General features: G+C 34.0%; 17 protein-coding genes. 13 read left to right on the plus strand and 4 right to left on the minus strand.

Going from position 1 to position 22,081, the window contains the following annotated elements:
- Nucleotides 1-34 precede the first annotated feature (34 nt).
- The 7 genes from OA93_RS01035 to OA93_RS01060 all read left to right on the plus strand — a co-directional run bounded on the left by OA93_RS01035 (nt 35) and on the right by OA93_RS01060 (nt 9,130).
- A complete protein-coding gene (locus OA93_RS01035; RefSeq protein ID WP_039111221.1) occupies nt 35-577 on the plus strand; it encodes a hypothetical protein in 543 nt (180 codons plus the stop codon).
- A gap of 342 nt (nt 578-919) precedes the next feature.
- On the plus strand, nt 920-1,873 hold the full coding sequence (locus tag OA93_RS01040) for a hypothetical protein (protein ID WP_039111222.1): 954 nt from the start codon (nt 920-922) through the stop codon (nt 1,871-1,873).
- 499 nt (nt 1,874-2,372) lie between these two features.
- A complete protein-coding gene (locus OA93_RS24910; RefSeq protein WP_131474439.1) occupies nt 2,373-2,780 on the plus strand; it encodes a hypothetical protein in 408 nt (135 codons plus the stop codon).
- A 78-nt stretch (nt 2,781-2,858) separates the two neighbouring features.
- Nucleotides 2,859-4,244 (plus strand): TolC family protein, encoded by a 1,386-nt coding sequence (locus tag OA93_RS01045; RefSeq protein ID WP_052259331.1) that lies wholly within the window; start codon nt 2,859-2,861, stop codon nt 4,242-4,244.
- A 10-nt stretch (nt 4,245-4,254) separates the two neighbouring features.
- Entirely contained in the window at nt 4,255-7,410 is a 3,156-nt protein-coding gene (locus OA93_RS01050; protein WP_039111223.1) for an efflux RND transporter permease subunit, read from the plus strand.
- Nucleotides 7,411-7,605: 195 nt separating this feature from the next.
- Nucleotides 7,606-8,694, plus strand: a complete 1,089-nt coding sequence (locus OA93_RS01055) for an efflux RND transporter periplasmic adaptor subunit (RefSeq protein ID WP_039111224.1) — start codon at nt 7,606-7,608, stop codon at nt 8,692-8,694.
- 4 nt (nt 8,695-8,698) lie between these two features.
- Nucleotides 8,699-9,130, plus strand: a complete 432-nt coding sequence (locus OA93_RS01060; RefSeq protein ID WP_039111225.1) for a hypothetical protein — start codon at nt 8,699-8,701, stop codon at nt 9,128-9,130.
- 393 nt (nt 9,131-9,523) lie between these two features.
- Here OA93_RS01060 and OA93_RS01065 read toward each other — a convergent pair whose 3' ends face one another.
- The 3 genes from OA93_RS01065 to OA93_RS01075 form a co-directional block, all read right to left on the minus strand.
- Nucleotides 9,524-10,234, minus strand: coding sequence for a DUF4386 domain-containing protein (locus tag OA93_RS01065; protein WP_052259332.1), 711 nt, complete (start codon nt 10,232-10,234; stop codon nt 9,524-9,526).
- 130 nt (nt 10,235-10,364) lie between these two features.
- Nucleotides 10,365-10,796, minus strand: coding sequence for a DUF6326 family protein (locus OA93_RS01070; protein ID WP_039111226.1), 432 nt, complete (start codon nt 10,794-10,796; stop codon nt 10,365-10,367).
- 173 nt (nt 10,797-10,969) lie between these two features.
- Nucleotides 10,970-11,419: a GNAT family N-acetyltransferase gene (locus OA93_RS01075; protein ID WP_039111227.1), complete on the minus strand. Its 450-nt coding sequence runs from the start codon at nt 11,417-11,419 to the stop codon at nt 10,970-10,972.
- A 172-nt stretch (nt 11,420-11,591) separates the two neighbouring features.
- On the opposite strand from OA93_RS01075, the gene OA93_RS01080 reads away from it, so the two are divergent.
- From OA93_RS01080 to OA93_RS01095, 4 genes are all read left to right on the plus strand, one after another.
- Nucleotides 11,592-13,055, plus strand: coding sequence for a PLP-dependent aminotransferase family protein (locus OA93_RS01080; protein WP_039111228.1), 1,464 nt, complete (start codon nt 11,592-11,594; stop codon nt 13,053-13,055).
- A 100-nt stretch (nt 13,056-13,155) separates the two neighbouring features.
- Nucleotides 13,156-13,983 (plus strand): NAD(P)H-binding protein, encoded by an 828-nt coding sequence (locus OA93_RS01085; protein WP_039111229.1) that lies wholly within the window; start codon nt 13,156-13,158, stop codon nt 13,981-13,983.
- Between the two features lie 344 nt (nt 13,984-14,327).
- Nucleotides 14,328-15,209, plus strand: a complete 882-nt coding sequence (fdhD, locus tag OA93_RS01090) for a formate dehydrogenase accessory sulfurtransferase FdhD (RefSeq protein ID WP_039111231.1) — start codon at nt 14,328-14,330, stop codon at nt 15,207-15,209.
- A gap of 11 nt (nt 15,210-15,220) precedes the next feature.
- Nucleotides 15,221-17,575: an FdhF/YdeP family oxidoreductase gene (locus tag OA93_RS01095; RefSeq protein ID WP_039111232.1), complete on the plus strand. Its 2,355-nt coding sequence runs from the start codon at nt 15,221-15,223 to the stop codon at nt 17,573-17,575.
- Nucleotides 17,576-17,598: 23 nt separating this feature from the next.
- Here the strand turns inward: OA93_RS01095 and OA93_RS01100 are convergent, their stop codons facing one another.
- Nucleotides 17,599-18,537, minus strand: a complete 939-nt coding sequence (locus OA93_RS01100; protein ID WP_039111234.1) for a Dyp-type peroxidase — start codon at nt 18,535-18,537, stop codon at nt 17,599-17,601.
- A 389-nt stretch (nt 18,538-18,926) separates the two neighbouring features.
- Between OA93_RS01100 and OA93_RS01105 the strand changes: the two genes are divergently transcribed.
- The gene (locus OA93_RS01105; RefSeq protein ID WP_039111235.1) at nt 18,927-20,789 is read left to right on the plus strand and encodes an ABC-F family ATP-binding cassette domain-containing protein; all 1,863 of its coding nucleotides are present in this window, start codon (nt 18,927-18,929) and stop codon (nt 20,787-20,789) included.
- A gap of 246 nt (nt 20,790-21,035) precedes the next feature.
- Nucleotides 21,036-22,040: a hypothetical protein gene (locus tag OA93_RS01110; RefSeq protein WP_039111236.1), complete on the plus strand. Its 1,005-nt coding sequence runs from the start codon at nt 21,036-21,038 to the stop codon at nt 22,038-22,040.
- The last annotated feature ends 41 nt before the right edge of the window (nt 22,041-22,081 follow it).

Here is a 22,081-nt window from a genome sequence, read left to right on the forward strand (position 1 = left end):
CAGATAAAACTTAAGTTTACTAATTATAATAAATATGACAAATTTTTTTGATTTCCAGGATGGTCCAAAAATAAAAATATTAATACTTTTTTTAGTGTTAATATGTAGTATATACTACTTTTTTAAAAATTATAAAACACTAGAATTTCAACCAAAATTGCTTTTATGCATTGCAATTCTAGGTTCAATTTGGCTTTTTTTTCAGGAAAAAGAAGAAAATAAAGATTATAATAATTTAAAAAATAATTTTGCTTTAACAACAGGTAAAATAGAAGAATATATAGTAGTAAATTTGAAAGGTTATAAAGGAAATCCTGGTAATTCAATAAAGTTTAAATATGTCTGCAATAATGAAACCATAGAAAATTCTTATTATGAAAGTTATATTGTTTCAATACCTGATGCTAAACCAGATTTAAACATCTCCTATTTGGTCATTTATGAAAAATCGAATCCGAAAAATAGTTATATCCTTTTAAATTATCCTATAAAAAATAGTGATGATTTTGAAAACTATAAAAACACGTTCCGAGATAAAATCCCGGAAGATGTATTTAAGAATAGTTCGGGTAAATAAGATTAATTGTCATTTTTTTAGATATAATGGAGTGAAATATCAAAATTTCAGTGTTCGTTGGAATAGGATCTACGAAAAGCTAAAAAGAGCTTATTAAGATTTAGAAAAGTAATTGATGGTAGTTTCTGTTTAATAAGTCTCATCCCAAAGTTTTTGAGTGGGAAGACATTTAGTAACTACTAATTAAAATTTTAGTTTTTTGTAACCGATAATTATCAGGATGTTTTATTCTTACTGCTCAAAAACAAAAAACTCGCTGCTTGCGAGTTTTTTGTTTTTATAATTCAGAACACCCACAATCAAAAAATATTCCCCTACTTTTGATAATCACAATTCATCCCAATGAAAAAAGCCCTTTTGCTTTTCTTTTTATGCATTACTTCAACTTATGGTCAAATCTTAGGTTGTACAGACCCGTTGTCTAAAAACTACAATCCAAAAGCAACTGAAAACGACGGAAGTTGTTTTTACAAATCTGTAAAAGTAAAACATGAGTATTCTAATAAACTAAGTGATTCTATTAAAGAAACATCGGGATTAATCGCTTTTAATTCGTTATTATGGACACACAATGACGACCATGACAAAACCGTTTATGGGCTAAATCATCAAGGAGAGCTTAAAAAGAAAATTGCACTAGAAAAAGTAATCAATAATGACTGGGAGGAAATTTCGCAAGACAGCACCCATATTTACATAGGCGATTTTGGAAATAATTATAAGGGAAACAGAACCAATTTACACATTCTGAAAATCGAAAAAGAATCGTTTCTGGCAGGAAAACCTGTCATCGATACCATTTCGTTTTCTTATTCTAACCAAACCAATTTTACCAAAGAAAGTCCAAACAAAACCAATTTTGATTGTGAGGCTTTTATCGTTACAAACGACAGTATTTATTTGTTTACCAAACAATGGAGGAGCTCTAAAACCAGTATTTATGCTTTACCAAATACACCCGGAAGTCATATTGCGCAACTAAAAGAAACTATAGACGTAAAAGGGTTAGTTACTGGTGCTACTTATTTGCCATCCAAAAAACTGGTTGTCCTTTGTGGGTATTCTAAAATCGGAAAACCATTTTTATATCTTTTATACGATTATAAAAACAATGATTTTCTATCGGGTAATAAACGAAGAATCAATATTGCATTGCCATTCCATCAAATTGAAGGTATTGCAACCGAAGATGGTTTGCATTATTATTTAACCAATGAAGCTTTAGTTAGAAAACCTGTACTCAATGTACCTCAACAAATTCATCGAGTTGATTTGAGTGCATATTTAGGTCGATAATCTCAAAAAAACTTTAAAATAAAAAATTGAACCATAAAGATATTAAGTTTCATTAAGCTAAACCTAAATTTTCTTTACTCCTTTATGGAGAAAAAACTGACATATAGAGTATATACTCAATGTTCTCACAAACTTGTCCCACATTATAGAGCCACTCGCGGAGACCCTTCGTTCCTCAGGGTGACAAGGCTGTGGAGAAACTTTGCGAACTCTTCACTATCAATTTTTCTTGCCACAGATTAAAAGGATTAAACAGATTTATAAACTTTGCGACCTTTGCGTATCCCGTCCCGACGCTTCGGGATCGGGATTGCGCCCCTTGCGGTTAATTTTTTAAATCAGCGTTCCATCAACCGTTCCCATCTTAAAACTTAATTTTCCTTAATCTCTTAATGGTAAAAAAACTCAACAGTAAAATGAAATTTTGTAAATCTTGTAAATAACTACCAAAATTATGCAACAACCATTTCCAATAAGATAGCAACCTTTGCTTTCTGATATGAAAAAAGCATTAATCCTATTCCTCTCCTTTTTCTACTTGGTATTGTCATCTGGCTTTACCCAGAATACCCATATCTGTAAAGGAATCAAACAGGAAACTTACTTTTTTGCAAACAATAAAGAAGGGCAACCTTGCACCAAATGCGACCGTAAAGACGGGAAAATACTTAAGGATTGCTGCAAACATGAGACTAAATTATTAAAAATAACAGAAAAGGCTCAAAAAGCTTCCCCTGACAATCCTCCATTAAAATACTTAGGAGTCGCCTTGCCTTTTCACTTCTTTAAAGTTGTATTTGGCTATGAACTTCCGCAGGTAAAAACTACTGGATTCTCATACGTATTTACTACGATTCCTATAAGGAATACAATACTCTACATCTATTATTGCGTTTACCGAATTTGATTTTATTCAATTGATAAACTCTGCTGTTTCCAAAGAATAGCACGGGATTTCTATTGTTTAATTTTAAATATTTAATGTATGAAAATGCAATTCTTTGCATTGGTATTCTTCGGTTTTGCTACAGGAAATCTTTTGGCGCAGACCGTAACTTTACCAAATGCTCTTGAACGTTCTGTTCAGAATTTTGAAAAAATAAAAGCCAAAGAAGCAATGGTACTTGCTTCGAGAGAAAATGTAATATACCAAAAAAGTCAGTATTTGCCTGATTTCACATTGATGGCACAACAAAGTTATGGAACTATCAATGCTCAAAACGGACCTTTATACGGTTATGGTGGTTTGGGCGTTGCATCGACTTCTATGCCTTTACAGGAGCAAAACTGGAATGCCGCTTTTGGCTCTCTTTACTTAGCAAACATCAATTGGAATCTATTTACGTTTGGCAAAATAAAAAGCCAGGTTTCCATAGCCAAAGCAGATGAAGCTGTCGCTCAGAAAGATTTAGAACAACTAAAATTCCAACATCAGGTAAAAGTTGGAGCTGCATATTTAAACCTTCTTGCTGCACAACGTGTAAAATTTGTGCAGGATAAAAATCTGGAACGCGCTCAAGTTGTTGCCACAACAACCAAGAGTCGTTCTAATAGCGGTTTGATTCCAGAAGTCGATTTTTCTTTGGCGAAAGCCGAAGTTGCCAATGCTAAATCGGCAGTAATAAAAGCCTATGATTTAGAACTCGATTACTCCAAAGCACTGGCAGTAATGATGGGAGAAGAATATAGAAAGTATGAACTAGACAGCCTTTTTACCAACAAGACTCCTACTCTACTCTTTGAATCTTCAGTTGAAACGAGCAATCATCCTATTCTGGAATGGCAAAATAGTACAGTTCAAAAAAGTAAACAACAGGAAAAATTACAATCGGCACTTGGACTTCCTACTATTTCGTCATTTGGCGTAATACAAGGGCGTGGTTCAGGGTTCGATTGGAATTATGTGCAGGACAATTCAGCTTTCTCTAAATCGTATTCAGATGGTGTTGGCATAGACCGCAGCAATTATATTGTTGGCGTTGGTATCAGTTGGAATTTGATGAATTTATACCGTCAATCTTCTAAAAAGAAAGAACAAAAATTCATTACGCAATCCTTGCAAAAAGAATATGACTATATGAATCAGGAACTTGTGGCGCAACAAAAATTGGCAGATGACAAATTAAAAAATGCATTTGAAAATTTTGAAGAAACCAAAACGCAGGTAAAAGCCGCCACAGATGCATATCAACAACATACTGCATTATACAACAACGGACTAACAACAATTGTAGACCTGACACAATCTTTCTACACGCTCAACAGAGCCGAAATAGACTATGAAATAGCACAAAACAACATCTGGCAAGCCTTATGGATTAAAGCTGCTGCCAAGGGTGACCTGACTATTTTACTAAACGCGATATACTAAAGCCTAAATTATGAATTTAATACGTTTTGCCTTGCGCAAGCCCATCTCGATTATGGTGATGGTGCTAGGGCTTTTATTCTTCGGAATTAAAGCTACCAAAGATATAAAGGTAGATATTCTGCCAGATATGAATCTTCCTGTCGTGTACATTGCCCATTCATTTAATGGATATACACCTCAACAAATGGAAGGTTATTTTACAAAGATGTATGTAAATATGATGCTGTTTACAAGCGGAATCGAAAGCATCGAAACCAAGAATACACAAGGATTAACCTTAATGAAAATAAACTTTTACGAAGGTACAGATATGGGTCAGGCTATTGCCGAAATCAATGCACTGTCCAATCGTTCTCAAGTATTCTTACCACCGGGAGCTCCGCCTCCGTTCATCATTCGATTTGATGCATCGTCGCAACCTGTTGGACAATTGGTTTTCAAGAGTAATTCGAAAACCAATAATGAATTGCAGGATATTGCCAACTTTACGGCTCGACCATTTTTGATTAAAATTCCGGGATTAACCACCGCACCACCTTTTGGCGGAAGTCCGAGAACAATCGAAATAAACATCGACCCAAATAAATTACGTACCCATCAATTAACTCCTGAGCAAATTGTAGAAGCCATAAGCCGAAATAATATTACCTCGCCATCGGGGAATATTTACATCGACGATATTAATTATTTAACACCTACAAACAATACAATTAAAGAAGTTTCCGATTTTGGAAATATTCCAATTTTTAAAGGCGCAGTCGATAATGTTTATATCCGTGATGTGGCAACTGTAAAAGATGGCGCCGATATTACAACTGGTTACGCCCTCATAAACGGAGCACGTTCGGTATATATCAATATTGCAAAATCGGGTAATGCTTCGACTTGGGATGTGGTGAAAAATTTAAAGAAAGCCATCCCGATGATTCAGAATAATTTACCGGATGATGTTACAATCTCTTATGAGTTTGACCAATCGGTATATGTTATTAATGCTGTAAAAAGTTTAATTCTCGAAGGTGTATTGGGAGCTTTACTTACCGGATTGATGGTATTGTTATTCTTGCGTGATAACAGAGCAGCTTTAATTGTAGTATTAACGATTCCTATTTCGATTATTTCGGGCGTATTATTCCTGAAATTATTCGGACAAAGTATCAATATAATGTCCTTATCAGGATTGGCTCTGGCTATAGGAATTCTGGTTGACGAAAGTACGGTTACTATCGAGAACATTCACCAACATCTTGCAATGGGCAAAACAAAAGCCAAAGCAATCCTGGATGCTTGTCGCGAAATTGCCTTCCCTAAATTATTGATTCTGCTTTGTATTCTGGCAGTATTTGCACCCGCATTTATGATGACAGGAATCCCTGGTTCTCTATTTATGCCGTTGGCACTTGCCATAGGATTTTCGATGATATTGTCATTTATCCTATCACAAACCTTTGTTCCGGTAATGGCAAACTGGTTAATGAAAACCAAAGACGAAAACCACGTACATGAAGAAGACAAATTTGATAGATTTAAAAATCGTTTTGTAACGTTCTTACAATCCATAATGGAAAAACGTAAAACTATATTAATTGCGAGTTTTGTCTTGGTAGCATTAGGAGTTTTCATAATGTACAGCAATACAGGAAAAGATGTATTGCCAACCGTTAATTCGAGTCAGTTTCAGGTACGTATAAAAGCGCCCGAAGGAACTCGTATCGAAAAAACTGAGCTGAAAATCAAGCAGGTTTTACGCGAAATGGAAGCCGTAATTGGTAAAGACCATATTGCAATTTCATCCGTATTTATTGGTCAGCATCCATCCTCATTTGCGGTAAGCCCTATTTACTTATACAATGCAGGACCACACGAAGCTTTGATGCAAATCGCATTAAAAGATTTCGACGGAAACACAAATGATTTAAAAGAAAAAATCCGTCACCACATGAAAGCTAAAATGCCCGAATTGCACTTTTCTTTTGAACCAATCGAGCTGACAGAAAAAATTCTTAGCCAAGGAACTAATACGCCTATCGAAGTTCGTTTCTCTGGTATGATGAAAAAAATGAACATCATGTATGCCAATAAATTACTGGCAAAACTAAAAGAAATCGACTATTTAAGAGACCAGCAAATTCCGCAATCGTTAAACTATCCGGCTTTCGAAATTAATATCGACAGATTAAGAGCTGCACAATTAGGAATCGACGCTCAGGATATTGCTCGTTCATTAGTACCAATTACAGCATCTTCTCGTTATACAAGCAAAAACATGTGGGTAGGCGGAATGATGGGAATTGCCTACGATGTACAAGTGCAAACGCCACAAAACATATTAAACAGCAAGGACGAATTGCTTAATGTTCCGCTAGGAAAAAACTCCGACCGACCAGTTCTTGGCGATGTAGCCACAATTACACCAACAAAAGTTTTGGGCGAAAGTTACAATTTAGGAACAATGGGCTATACTCCTGTTACGGCCAATATTCATAATGCCGATTTAGGCCGTGCACAAAAAGATGTACAAGCTGCGATTGCTTCCTTGGGAGAATTACCAAAAGGGGTAAATATCCAAATCTCTGGGATGGTTCCTGTTCTGGATGAAACCATGAGCAGCCTGGCAATGGGATTATTAATTGCCATTATGGTTATCTTTTTAATGCTAGCAGCCAACTTCCAATCGTTCAAAGTTTCGTTTGTAATCCTAACAACCGTTCCGTTTGTAATCTTAGGGTCGTTGCTATTAATGAAAATTACAGGCTCAACCTTAAACCTACAATCATATATGGGAATCATTATGTCCGTAGGAGTTTCTATTGCCAATGCCGTATTATTAATAAGTAATGCCGAAACATTGCGCATGCAAAACGGCAATGCGTTAAGCTCGGCAATTCAGGCAGCATCACTTCGTATTCGCCCTATTATCATGACTTCGCTGGCAATGATTGCAGGAATGTTACCAATGGCTATTGGTCATGGCGAAGGTGGCGACCAAGTTGCACCGCTAGGGAGAGCCGTAATTGGCGGATTAATTGCGTCCTCATTTAGTGTATTACTACTATTGCCATTAGTATTTGTATGGATACAAGGCAAAGCATCGACACAATCTCCATCATTAGATCCTGAAGACGAAAACAGTACACATTATATAACAACAAACCCTTCGATGTAATTTATAAAATATTGTTTAACACATAGAAACATAGATTTTTATGCATTAAAAGAATACAAAAAGAAACACATTTCTTTAACATAGCTATGTGTCTTTTAACTAAGTGAAACGACTTTTTTGAGAGTATAAAATCTATGTTTCTATGTGTTAAAATTAATTACACTCAACGGTTAACATTAAAAAAATAAAATACAGATGAAACTAATCTATTATATCCTTATCGGAATTGTATTTGCATCCTGCAATTCAGAAACTAAAAAGGTCGAAAAAACAGACGCGATGCCAATGATGATGATGCCGAATTTTGAAACTATATCCATCAAGAAAAGTAATCCACTGGTTCAGTTAAAACTAGCCGGAGAATTAGTTTCAGATCAGGAAACAGCTATTTATGCCAAAGTAAATAGTTATGTCAAGAAACTTCCAGTTGATATTGGCTCGGTAGTTACCAAAGGACAAGTTATTCTTGTCCTCGAAGCACCAGAAATTCAAGCACAATTAGCATCGGCAAAATCAAAATGGAAAGCACAAGAAGCAATATACATTGCGACAAAATCCAATTACGACCGAATGTTCAAAGCCAATGAAACAAAAGGGGCAATTGCCAAAGATGCTTTAGACCAGATTACGGCAAGAAAACTAGCCGACCAAGCGCAACTAGAAGCAGCTAAATCAGCTTATCAGGAAATCCAAATCATGAATGATTATCTAGTAATTCGAGCACCTTTTAGCGGAATCGTTGCCGAAAGAAACATCCATTTAGGTTCGTATGTTGGACCAATGGGGAAAGGTTCCGACAAACCCTTATTGATACTTCAGGATAACAAGAAATTGAGAGTTTCCCTATCAGTTCCCGAAGCAAATACTGCCTTTTTAAACTTAGGAGATTCTATACATTTTAAGGTAAGTTCGATTCCTCAGAAAAAATATATGGCTAAAATATCCCGAAAATCAGGAGTGCTCGATTTCAAACTCCGCTCCGAGCGTATCGAAGCCGATTTAATGAAAACATATCCAGAGCTAAAACCCTTAATGGTAGTCGAAGCAATGATTCCGTTGCAAGCAAAAGAAGCTACATTTTTTATACCAAAAACAGCCTTGGTCGAAAGTAATATCGGTATGTACGTAATCCGAATCGAAAACGGAATGACCAAAAATATCCCCGTTTCAAAAGGGCGTCCATTAATGGATAAAATCGAAGTATTTGGCGAGTTGAACGAAGGCGATAACATACTCCTAAAAGCAACCGAAGAAATTGTAGAAGGAACAAAAATTAAAAAATAAAATCATGAAAACATATAGTAAATACCTAATTATAGTCGCAATTGCAGCCGTATTAATTTCTTGCAAAGACAAAGAAGCCAAAGAACAAATCACGGCACAAACTCCGCAAGAAATACCAGTGCAACAAAATATTCCTAACATAGCAAAACACGTTCCCAACGATGAGGTATGTATGGTTAATGACAAACACATGGAGAAAAAGCAAATGGAAGTTCCCTATGATGGAAAAATGTACTACGGATGTTGCGCCATGTGCGTAGAACGTATTCCGAGCGACGAAAGCGTTCGCAAAGCAACAGACCCATTTACAGGAGAAAAAATCGATAAAGCCTCGGCATATATTGTGTCATTAAACGAAGAAGGAAATGTCGCTTATTTTGCATCCGAAGAGAATTTCCAGAAGTTTATGAAAGATAACGAACAAGCAAAAAATTAATTAAAACCCATTTATCAAAAATCCACTTTACTAACCCTAAAGTGGATTTTTTTTGCTTTATAAAGTATCATTTTAAGGAGCTATTTCCAGCTATCCACTCTATCTTTTCTTTGTTAAAGAAACAAAGAAAAGGATGCCGTTACTATCTGGGCTAATACATTTGGCATTAAAGGTTTCATACTTCTGAAATCAAAAATTGTTAATCAAAAATCTTACTCATTTTTCATTAATCACAAGCTAGCGCGAGCGTCCCGCTCGTGAACATGAAGCTAAACAACAATATTAAAATCTACAAAGCATAGATAAATACAAACCTAATTTTGATTGTGTTCACGAGCGGGACGCTCGCGCCAGCAAAAGGAATCAAAAATCGTTAACCAAAAATCATTTTTATTAATTAACTACAGGTTTATTCTTTGCTCCCATTATCAATAGCCACAAACAAGTTCCTATTTCGCCAATACTTGCCGGCAATCTTACGATAGAAGAAATTCCAAACTCAGCGTAATTAGACAATAAAGAGAAACCTAAAAAGTTTATGAGATAACTAAAGCAACCCAACATCAAAAAAATGCCTAAAATTCTAGGCAAAAATCCTGATTTATAAACCAAATAACCAAAAGGAAACAACCACAAACCCCAGAAAATCTGAACGATTAAATTCCCATAATCATATTGATTAAGATAAAACAAGACCTGATTTTGTAATTGCTCATTTGTATACACTTTCTGAAGACTTGCATCACTAACCAGCGAGAGTACAGCAAACTTATTAAGCATATTTACAAAAGATATTGGTACACTTACAACCGCTAAAACAACCATCGCTTGAGCATAAATTTTATTAACCGGTTTGAGTAATCTGTATAAAGCAAGAGGAAGAAATATAAAGAAAGTATAACATATTAAACCACTCACAATCCCAAGTTTAAAAAGAAATTGAGAATTTACAATGTTATTAAAAGTTGTCGCAGCATTATCCCAAACAATCAATTTTGACGGAATATAAGCCAAGCTAATAATCCCAGTTAAGACAACAACGAGATATAACAAACCTGCAATTCTTGCCATCTTCTTATTCGAAACTTCTATCTGATTTTCCATTATTTCTTTATTTATCTTAATTAATCTTCATCCTGCAAGGTCTTTTTTTTGACCTTATAGGTATTTAATTTAAGAAGACCTAACAGTCCCGAAGCTTCGGGATAAAAACCTGTTAGGTCTAATCTGCAAATTATATCAATCTAGGCCACTTATACGCCTGCCAAACAATTAATACCGTAATCACACTTTCTACCAGTGCCAAAAAAACATAAAAAGCCCACCACGGAGCAAGTGTAGTTGCTGCAATTAATAACATAATTCCTGTATAAATAATTCCGAAGATTATATTTAGTAATCTGGCTAGTTTAGGTTTTAATAGTATTGACAAAAAAATCATCAAAGATGGAATTACCATAAGTATCGTTGCGGCAAACAATTTTATCGGATTATCAAGCATATTATCGCCACTTACAAAACCCTGAATTTTGTTAGGAACATAAAGAGAAAAATAATCTCCATAGATATAACAAAACATAACCGAAGCCCATAAAGCCGAAAGTTTGATTCTCACATTTATCTTAAAATCTTCAAATCCGCTAGTATTAATCTCTTTTGCACTCATAATAAATACTTTATCTATTTAGTATGACGAGGCTAAGCTCATTATGTTACATTGATATTTTTATTTTTTTAAGAAAATTTTAAGTTCTTAAAATAAGACAAATACAAAAAGAGCTGCTCCAATTATTCAGAGACAGCTCATTTTATACTTACATGTTATATACAACACGCTTATTAAGCGTTCTTCCACCAATTGTAATAGTTATGGTCTTGGTCTAATTCGAAACCACATTTAGGATACAGGATATTACCAATTTCATTTGTCTTTTCGGTTTCCAATAATAAACCACAAGCATCAGTTTCATCACAAAATTGCTTACATCTATCGATTAAATCTTTAGAAAAACCTCTACCTCGAAAATCGGGTGCAACAAATAAATCACTTAACAACCATTGTCGTTGTAATGCCTTATAATGATATAAAGAGTACAATTGTGCAAAACCTACAAACTTACCATCGGCTTTGATTAAAAATGTAGTCGTTTCATTATTACTGATTCGTTCTTTAAGAAAAGCTTTCCCTATTTCGACATTCGATTCTTGTCTATAAAAAACACGGTAACTATCAAACAATTCTGCAAATTCATCCAAATGGTCTAACGTAGCAATTTCAATGTGTTTCATAATTTAAAATTTTATTAATGATTTATAAAAGAGCAAATATCATTTATTACAGGAGTATTTAATTAATCCAGTTTTTACAAATAAATAGGTCCAGATATAAATACGTAATAACCATAAAAAGGCTAATTTTGAACCAAAAGGCCATTCCTTTTTTTAATAAATAAAAGAACAGATGCTAAGAACCTGGAAGACTATTTTTAATATTTCGTTTAATTCCGACCAAACTTTGGTGGAGCAAATAAGCGAAGTAATCCGAAAAGAAATTATTAAAGGAAGACTAGAAAGAGGAACACCTTTACCAGGCAGCAGAGTTCTGGCCGAAGATATTGGAGTAAACCGAAAAACGGTTGTTTTTGCTTACGAAGCACTTATTGAAGAAGGATGGCTAGAGAGCAAACACAAATCTGGAACATATATATCCCAGAACTTGCCTTTGATAAAGAAACACCAAACCAACTCATCAAAAAAGACAAGTACTTTTGAACATATTCATTACAATCCTTTTTATCTTACAGACCATGCTCTTGAAGGAAGCCGAATTGTTTTTAATGAAGGAGGTCCAGATACACGACTTGTCCCGCTCAACGAGTTATCCAGAGCATACAAACGTATCTTTCAACGCAAAGGAAAATGGGGATTACTAGGTTATAGCAGTGAAAAAGGAGATTACAAACTCCGGGAAATGCTCTCCTTAATGCTTTCTCGTGATAGAGGACTTAATGTAAATCCTGATAACATTTGTGTAACCCGTGGAAGCCAGATGGCAATATATCTTGTTGCCAAAGTTCTTATTAAACCTGGCGATACAGTAGTTGTCGAAAATCCCGGATATTATGCCGTACAAAAGATATTCCGTGAAACAGGAGCTATCGTAAAAACAGTCGAAATAGACAAAGACGGAATCAATGTTGATGCACTTGAAGAGTTATGTCGCAAAACAAAAATCAAGGCAGTATACGTTACGCCACATCATCAATTTCCCACCACGATTACTATGAAAGCGGGACGAAGAATACAATTACTCGAACTTTCCTTAAAATATAATTTTGCCATAATCGAAGATGATTATGACCACGAATACCATTTTGGAATAGGAAATAATCTAGCATTGGCAAGTAATGAAAAATCAGATAATGTTATTTATATTAGTTCGTTAAGTAAACTCTTAGCACCAGCTATACGTGTAGGTTACGTAACAGGACCAGCAGCTTTTATGGATTCTTTGGTAAACCTCCGTGTACAAATAGACCGCCAAGGAGATACTATCTTGGAACACGCCATAGCCGAATTAATGGAAGATGGAACTATCAAAAGGCATTCTCGTAAAGTAGTGGCTATTTACAAAGAAAGACGTGACATAATGGAATCCTGCTTACATGAAAATTTTGGAGATGCAATTAGCTTTCATAAACCTGCAGGAGGATTGGCTTTTTGGATAAAATTTAATGAGCCAATAAACCTCATCCAATATATTGCACTATTGAAGCAAAAAGGAGTTCAAATTGTACCTCCTAATAGTTTTTATTTAGATAATCAACCTTCTAATTGCATCAGACTTGGTTATGGTTCTTTAAATAAAGAAGAACTTACCGAAGGATTAAAAATCATGGGGAATGTTTTTAAGGAATTAAAATAAACCAACAATTCTTTTCAAACAAATCATAATTCTTTTAAGACAAATGATTTAGTTATAATACAAACACCTTTGTATCAGTATTCACTTAAAAAATATTGATATGAACACAAAGAAAATTTTAATACTTGGTGCAACAGGAAAAACAGGTCGCAGAGTAGTCGAAAGATTAAAAAAGATAACTAACGTAAAAACTCGCTTGGGTTCACGAAATGAAAAAATTCCCTTCGATTGGGAAAATCCTGAATCATGGGCGGCAGTTATTAAAGACATCGATTCAGTTTATATTACTTTTCAACCAGATTTAGCCATTCCCTCAGCTGAAGATACAATCAGGAGATTTACCAAATTTGCAGTACAAAATGGCGTACAAAAAATGGTTTTATTATCTGGCAGAGGCGAAAAAGAAGCTCAAATTTGTGAAGAAATTGTAAAAGCGACTGCCAAACATTGGACAATTGTAAGAGCAAGTTGGTTTAATCAAAACTTTAGCGAGAGTTTCTTTCTAGAACCTATTCTTTCAGGAGTTGTAGCCTTACCCAGAGCCGAAGCACTAGAACCATTTACAGATGCAGATGACATTGCCGATGTAGTGGTCGAATCACTTTTGTATGATATTCACAACGGACAAACCTATGAGCTTACAGGTCCGCAACTACTAACATTTAAGCAGGCTGTCGCTGAAATTGCCAAAGCAACAAATAGAGACATTACTTTTGAAGCTTTGACTTTAGAACAATACAACCAAATGTTACAAGAATATCAATTACCCGAAGATTATATTTGGTTAGTAAACTATCTCTTTGAGCAAGTACTCGACGGAAGAAATTCAAGTGTCACCAATGATATTGAAAAAATCCTTGGCAGAAAACCAAAAGATTTTACTACATACGCACAGTTAACATCCAAAACTGGTGTTTGGAATACATAAGAATTTAATAAATACATCTATTTCCAGAAGAATAAACAGATGAAAACCCAATCTAAAAGATAATCCAAAGTGATACCGTCTGGACATAACTACAAGAAGTAAACACGAATTGACACGAATTAGTTTGTGGAATTAATTTCACAAACTAAATTATTCATTAAAATTTGTGCAAATTCGTGCAATTCGTGTTCAAAATTTATTTATAATATTTCCGTCCACACAATAGTCTAAAACTATCTTTTTTTTATTTAATTCAAAAAAATCATGATCTAATTACAAAAAGAGCAGCGTCTTTTTCAATCATTATTTTTATTAAATTTACGTATCTTTTATAATCAACTTACATGGAAATGAATAATTTGGAATTAGTTTCCGTTAAGGAGATACTAATTAGAAAGGTCAATGGTTTTAAAAGTTCATCAGTATCAGACATTCTTTCTGTAGAAGAACCTTTGGAAATAAGAATACTATACGGAGCAGAAAATCAAAGAATACAAAAAAACATTTCTGTGACCATGCGAACTCCTGGTAACGATCCGGAACTTGCTCTAGGTTTTCTATTCACCGAAGGAATTATTTCATCCTTCGAGGTTGTAAAAGACGTTAGCCATTTACAAACAGAATGCAAATTGCAAAAGAAAAATAGTATTCAGGTAGAATTTAAAGAAGATTTCATCCCAAATCTAATGCAATCAGATCGGAATTTTTATACAACATCTAGTTGTGGAGTTTGCGGAAAAAGCTCTATTGAATCTATAAAAACAGTTAGTTCTTTTAGCGCTATAGACAAACCAAAGCTAAATCTTTCTGTAGATGTATTATATCAATTACCTCAAAAATTAAAAACAGCCCAAAGTGATTTTGCTGCAACTGGAGGTATTCATGCATCAGGTCTTTTTTCTATTGATGGAGACCTCATCTGTTTACAAGAAGATGTAGGAAGGCATAATGCTTTAGATAAATTAATCGGTAGTGCATTAGTTGCAAACTTATTGCCATTAAACAACCATATTTTACTTCTTAGCGGAAGAGCCAGTTTTGAATTAATTCAAAAAGCAGCTATGGCAGGTATATCCATTGTTATTGCAATTGGCGCTCCATCAAGTCTTGCAGTAGAATTAGCCAAAGAATTCAATATTACGCTTCTGGGATTTCTTAAAGAAGATAGATTTAATATATACAATACTTGTGACAAGGTATCAATACAAGGTTCTCATAATAATTAAATGCAGCAGCCATGAAAGAAGATCAAGACGATAAAAATAAAAAAGTACCAGACGCTGAAAATCCGTATAGACTTTTAGACCTAAAACTAACAAAAGTAGAAGATTGGGCGGCAGGTGTTCCTGCTGTTATAGCAGCTTTTAGCGATCTTATCGAAGAAAAAACTCTCGTAAGAGGAACAAAAGCACTATTTAAGATGAATCAGGTTGGAGGTTTTGACTGTCCTAGTTGTGCATGGCCTGATCCTGACGATGAGCGATCTCCATTAGGCGAATACTGCGAAAATGGAGCTAAAGCATTAGCCGAAGAAGCTACAACCAAAAAAGTTGCAGCTGACTTTTTTAAGGAAAATTCAGTTTATGATCTTGCTAAATTAGACGATTATCAAATTGGTAAAATGGGACGATTGACTGATCCTATGTATCTACCTAAAAATGGCACACATTACCAGCCTATAAGTTGGGATAATGCCTTCCTAAAAATAGCCGAACATCTTAACGCATTAGAATCTCCAGATCAGGCAGCTTTTTATACCTCAGGGAGAACAAGTAATGAAACCTCTTTTCTTTACCAACTTTTTGCAAAAGAATACGGTACCAATAATATGCCGGATTGTTCGAATATGTGCCACGAAACATCTGGATCTGCATTAAGACCAACCATAGGAATTGGAAAAGGGACAGTTACTTTAGATGATTTTTATGATACTGATGTCATTGTAATTATCGGACAAAATCCGGGAACCAATGCGCCAAGGATGATGAGTGCCTTATCAAAAGGTAAAAAGAACGGAGCAAAAATTATTGCAATCAATCCTTTGCCAGAAGCTGGATTAATGGGATTTAGAAATCCGCAGGAAATTAGCGGAATTCTTAGCAATGGCGTCAAACTAGCTGATCTTTTTTTGCCAGTAAAAATAAATGGAGATATGGCTTTGCTAAAAGCTATTGAAATTATATTAATTGAATTTGAAAAGAAAAACCCTAGGAAAGTTTTTGATTATGATTTCATCAAAGAAAAAACGACAGGATATGATGCGTTCCTTAAACAATTTGATGATTACAATCTAGATGATCTTGCTATACTTTCTGGTGTTTCTAAAGAAGTAATTTATGAAGCTGCTGAAATTTTAGCATTCAAAAAACGAATTATTGTTTGTTGGGGAATGGGGCTTACACAACAACCCAACGGCGTAGATATGATTAGAGAAATCCTCAACATCCTGTTACTTAAAGGAAGTATTGGTAAACCCAGTGCTGGTGTTTGTCCTGTACGTGGACATAGTAATGTTCAAGGGAATAGAACCATGATGATTGATGAAAAGCCTACTGATGAACAACTAGATCGCTTACAGGCATTTTACGGATTCAATCCTCCTCGTAAACACGGATATGATGTTGTTAGAGCTATCAAAGCAATGCATGAAGAAAAAGTAAAATTACTTTTTTGTATGGGCGGTAATTTTTTATCGGCAACACCAGATACAACTTACACTGCCAATGCTATAAGAAAACTTAATTTAACAGTTTGTGTATCTACAAAACTTAATCGTACTCATCTTATTCATGGGCAAGAAGCCATCATATTACCTACCCTGTCCCGAAGTGATATTGATATGGTTAATGGTGAAATACAATTTATAACTACCGAAAACTCTATGGGTGTAGTACAATCCTCAAAAGGAATGCTTAAACCAGTATCTGATAATCTAATTAACGAAACCCAAATTGTCTGCAAAATGGCCATGGCAACATTAGGAAACAAATCGGTTATTAACTGGCAGCAATATCATGATAGTTATGATGCTGTGAGAGATGATATCGAAAAATGCATTCCGGGTTTTGAAGATTATAATGTAAGAGTTCGAGAAAAAGGAGGTTTTTATTTGCCTAATGCTGCACGTGATGGACAATTTATTACTAAAGAATTTGGAGATCGCGCACCATTTACATTAACTGCTGTACCAAAGAATGTACTTGCTTCCGATGAATATATGATGGCAACAACCCGCACGCACGACCAGTTTAACACAACAATCTACGGTCTTGACGATCGTTATCGCGGTATAAAAAACGAACGTCGGGTAATATTCATGAATCAAATTGATATTGAACAAGCTGGACTAAAAGCGGGTGATAAAGTCGATTTGTTTAACTATGATGATAATATCGAGAGAATTGCACCTTTATTTATCATTGTTTCTTATCAAATACCTCAAAAAAATACGGTTACCTATTTCCCTGAAACCAACGTTTTAGTTTCCGTTAATAATGTTGTAAAAGACAGTAATATGCCAGCATCAAAATATGTAAAAATTAAAATAAAAAAACATGACCCAAAAATTTACGAGAGAATAAATCAATTGTAATTGATGAGGTTTAATGATAAAACTTAAGAATCCGCAGAATATTGGTCTAATAAATCTAAGGTTGGTACAAAAAATAATGTTCCCGTTTCTGCTGTACTAAAATCCAATATTCTATCATAATTTCCTGGCGGATTACCGATGAACATATTTTCCAGCATTTTTCTGGTAGTGCTAAATTTACTAGCATAAGAAATAAAATATGTCCCAACTTCTCCTTTAGAAGGATTTCCAAAAGGCATATTATCTCGTACAATTTTAAGTTCATTACCCTCTTCATCTGTAATAGCAGTAAGAGCGCTATGAGAGTTTGTAGGTTTTACATCGTCTGCCATTTCAATATCATTCATTTTAGATCTGCCGATTACTTTCTCCTGATCTTCTGTTGATAAATTTTCCCAATTTTTCATGTTATGGAAATATTTCTGAACAAATAAATAACTCCCTCCTTTATAAGCAGAATCCTCATCGCCTACTACTGCAAAAAATTGCCTTTCGTCTCCTATCGGATTTTCTGTACCATCAACAAAACCAATAATAGAACGACCATCCCAATACCTGAATCCATGAACTTCTTCCTGACACTCTGCCACAGATTCTAAAACATTTGTAATAGCTATAGCCATATCAAAACAAATAGCCACATTTTGAGCCCTTAAATGAAAATGGAAATCTCCTCCAGTAGCTTTTGCTGTATGCTTATCTCCTATGATAGGCTCAAAATTAACCAATTCCTTTGGCAAAGGTGTTGGTAAACCAAGCCTTATCCATGCATCATGCCCCACACCCATTACGCAACTACTTCGTCCATTTGGAATTCTTATCGTATAAGAATTATTTAAATTACTAACCAATGAACAAAGTTTCTCAAATGCAGGCTTAATATCTGCCTGATCTTTAAAACTCCAAACCATGAAAATAGTGTTATTGTTTGGGTAATCAGTAACATTTTGCGATTGATCCATATTAATATTTATACGTTATATACTATTTAGCTTTTTTCAAACAAGTGATACAAATTAATAATTCGACTGTATCAACAAGATATAAAGTTATGAAATTAATAAACAAAAAATTCCACTAGTAATTTTATAGATGACTAAACTAAAAAGTTGACTCAACATATAATCAGATGGAAATAAAACACCAAAATCATCTAAAAACAGAAAAGATATTAAGTCAGGGAATTACTAAAATTTTAACAAAAAAGATAGTGCAAAAGCCCCTTTTTTTGTTTGCTTCAAAAAGCTATCTTTGCACCGTCGTTTTTGACTCCTATTTAAAATTAGAGACTCAATTAGAGACCTCATAATTTTAGCAAACATAAAAGCTTGACATAAAGCACTAGAACACCATGAATTACTTATCTGTAGAAAATATATCCAAGTCATTTGGCGAAAGAACCTTATTTGACAACATTTCTTTTGGAATCAATAAGGATCAAAAAATTGCTTTCATTGCCAAAAACGGCTCTGGAAAAACAACTATCATGAGTATTATCAATGGTTTAGAAGAACCAGATACAGGTCAGGTAGTTTTAAGGAAAGGAATCAGAATGGCTTTTCTTTCGCAAAACAATAATTTGCAAGAAGAGCTTACTATCGAAGAAAGCATATTTGCTTCGGATAATGAAACCCTAAAAGTTATTGAAGCTTACGAAAAAGCATTAGAAAATCCAGAGGATGAAGAAGCATATCAAAAAGCTTTTGACGGAATGGATCAACATAATGCTTGGGATTTCGAAACGCAATACAAACAAATTCTCTTTAAACTAAAACTAGAGAACTTTAAACTTAAAGTAAAAAGTCTTTCTGGAGGTCAGAAAAAACGTTTATCATTAGCCATTATTCTTATCAATCGTCCTGATTTATTAATTCTGGATGAGCCTACCAATCACTTAGATCTAGAAATGATCGAATGGTTAGAGAGTTATTTTGCCAAAGAAAACATTACCTTATTTATGGTAACGCACGACCGTTTCTTCCTAGAGCGTGTTTGTAATGAAATCATAGAACTAGACAACGGAAAATTATACCAATACAAAGGAAATTATTCTTATTACTTAGAGAAAAAAGAAGAGCGAATTGCTTCTGAAAACTCAAGTGTAGATAAAGCCCAAAACTTATTTGTAAAAGAATTAGAATGGATGCGTCGCCAGCCAAAAGCGAGAACGACAAAATCTAAATCTCGTCAGGATGACTTTTATGTAATTAAAGAAAAAGCACAAAGCCGTCGTCGCGAAAATAAAGTCGAGCTTGAAATTAATATGGAACGTATGGGAAGCAAGATCATCGAGCTTCACAAAATTTCTAAAAAATTCAAGGATCACGTTATTTTAGATAATTTCAGTTTCGATTTCCAACGTGGAGAACGTATCGGAATTATTGGTAAAAACGGAACTGGAAAATCGACTTTCCTTAATTTATTGACAGGAACACTTCCGTTAGATTCTGGAAAAGTTGTTGTTGGAGAAACAATTAAGATTGGATATTATACGCAAAGCGGAATCAACCCAAAACCAGGACAACGTGTTATCGATGTTATTAAGGAATACGGAGAATACATTCCGTTGATGAAAGGTAAGATTATTTCGGCATCACAATTATTAGAGCGTTTCCTTTTTGATGCAAAAAAACAATATGATTTTGTAGACAGATTAAGTGGTGGAGAATTAAAACGTTTGTATTTATGTACCGTTTTAATTCAGAATCCTAACTTCCTTATTCTGGATGAGCCTACAAACGATTTGGATATCGTAACATTAAACGTTCTTGAAAGTTTCCTTTTGGATTATCCTGGATGTTTATTAGTAGTTTCTCACGATAGATACTTTATGGATAAAATTGTGGATCACTTATTCATTTTTAGAGGACAAGGTGTTGTTGAGGATTTCCCAGGAAACTACTCCGATTTTAGAGCGTATGAAGATAGTGCCGATGTAGCTCAAAAAGAAGAAAACAAAGCCGATAAGAAAGATTGGAAACAAAACAATCCTACTGGAAACCTAACTTTTAATGAGCAAAAGGAATATCAAAAACTAGAAAGAGAAATTAAAGACTTAGAGATAGATAAAACTAAAATTGAGCAATTATTCTCTGACGGAAAAGTAGCTGACGCTGATATTGAGAAAAAAGCTAATGAGTTGCAAAACATCATTAATAAAATAGATCAAAAAGAAGAACGCTGGTTTGAACTTTCTGCTAAGATTGAAGGGTAATTCCCTTAACCCCGAAGGGGAATAAAGCAAGATTTTATATTATACAACCTCAATATTTTTTAGTAAAAAAAACTAAAAATGTTGAGGTTCTTTTTTTGGCTCAAAGCCAATAGAAATTAACAAGAAATAATGCTAAAAAACAAAAGTCGTTTTTAATTATTTACAATAGTAAATTCCTATTTTAGCAAAAGTAAAAACAAAATACCAATGCCTTAAACAAGGATTAACAACACTTTATAATATAAAATGGAATCAAAAAATAAGATTTTAAAATTAACCATAATTATAGGTTTTGCGTTAGCAGTGATTGTTCTTTTATTTTTTTTAATCAAAAGTGATTCGCCTAAAAAAACTATCTCAAATACAACACAACCAAATACTCCCAAAGAAATAAGTACAACTCCTGAAGAAATACCAGAAACAGAATTAAATATCTTTTTTCAAGACTTCATAAAAGCATTTAATAGCAATAAAGAAAAAGAGATAAATAAGTTCATTGATAAAAAAGATGGTCTAGTCGAATTTCTTTATGACGGACCATATCCTATAATAATTTTTACCACTAAAATGGATTACATAGAATGGTTTGAATCTAAAATCCATACAAACATTTCTTCTGAAAAATTCCCAACATATTTAGGAGACACCCAATTTGAAAAAACAGGCTTTTTTTATGAAAAATATGTAAACAAGTTCAAGCTTTCCGATTTTGACAATGGTTATGTAAACCTTTCGGATAGCGTTTTTAAGTCTCATCATGCTTTGGAAGATAAATGCAATTACAGAGCATTAGCTATGGATGTAGAGGGAAAACGAATTTATAATTTTTATTTTGCAATTACAAAAGAGAAGAAAAAGCTAGTAGGATTGTCTTATGATTACACAGATGACGTTGCCTATAGTGACCCTAAAACAGCTTTCATCCCTTTTGATTCCAAAAAAGATATCGAAAACTACATTGCAGAACATCAGAAATTCTGTGATTCCCAAAATGAGTCCTATTTGGATTTTAGTAAAAAAGAATTTACCTACTGGGACTTTAAAGATAAACCCTTCGTATTTAAAAATTATGAAATTGGAGACATAGAAATACAATCTAAAAAATTAAAAACACGAAAAATCATATTCCTTAATGCAGTTGCAAATGAAGAATATGATAATGATTTTACGATGACATTGTCTAACAAAGGTACATTCATAGTTCTGCCTATGGGAGCTAGACCATATTATGAATACATTATTTGTAAATAAGTCAAAAAAAATAAAACATCTAAATTTTGTTATCTTTACAC

The sequence above is a fragment of the Flavobacterium sp. KMS genome (assembly GCF_000813005.1).
Lineage (GTDB): Bacteria > Bacteroidota > Bacteroidia > Flavobacteriales > Flavobacteriaceae > Flavobacterium.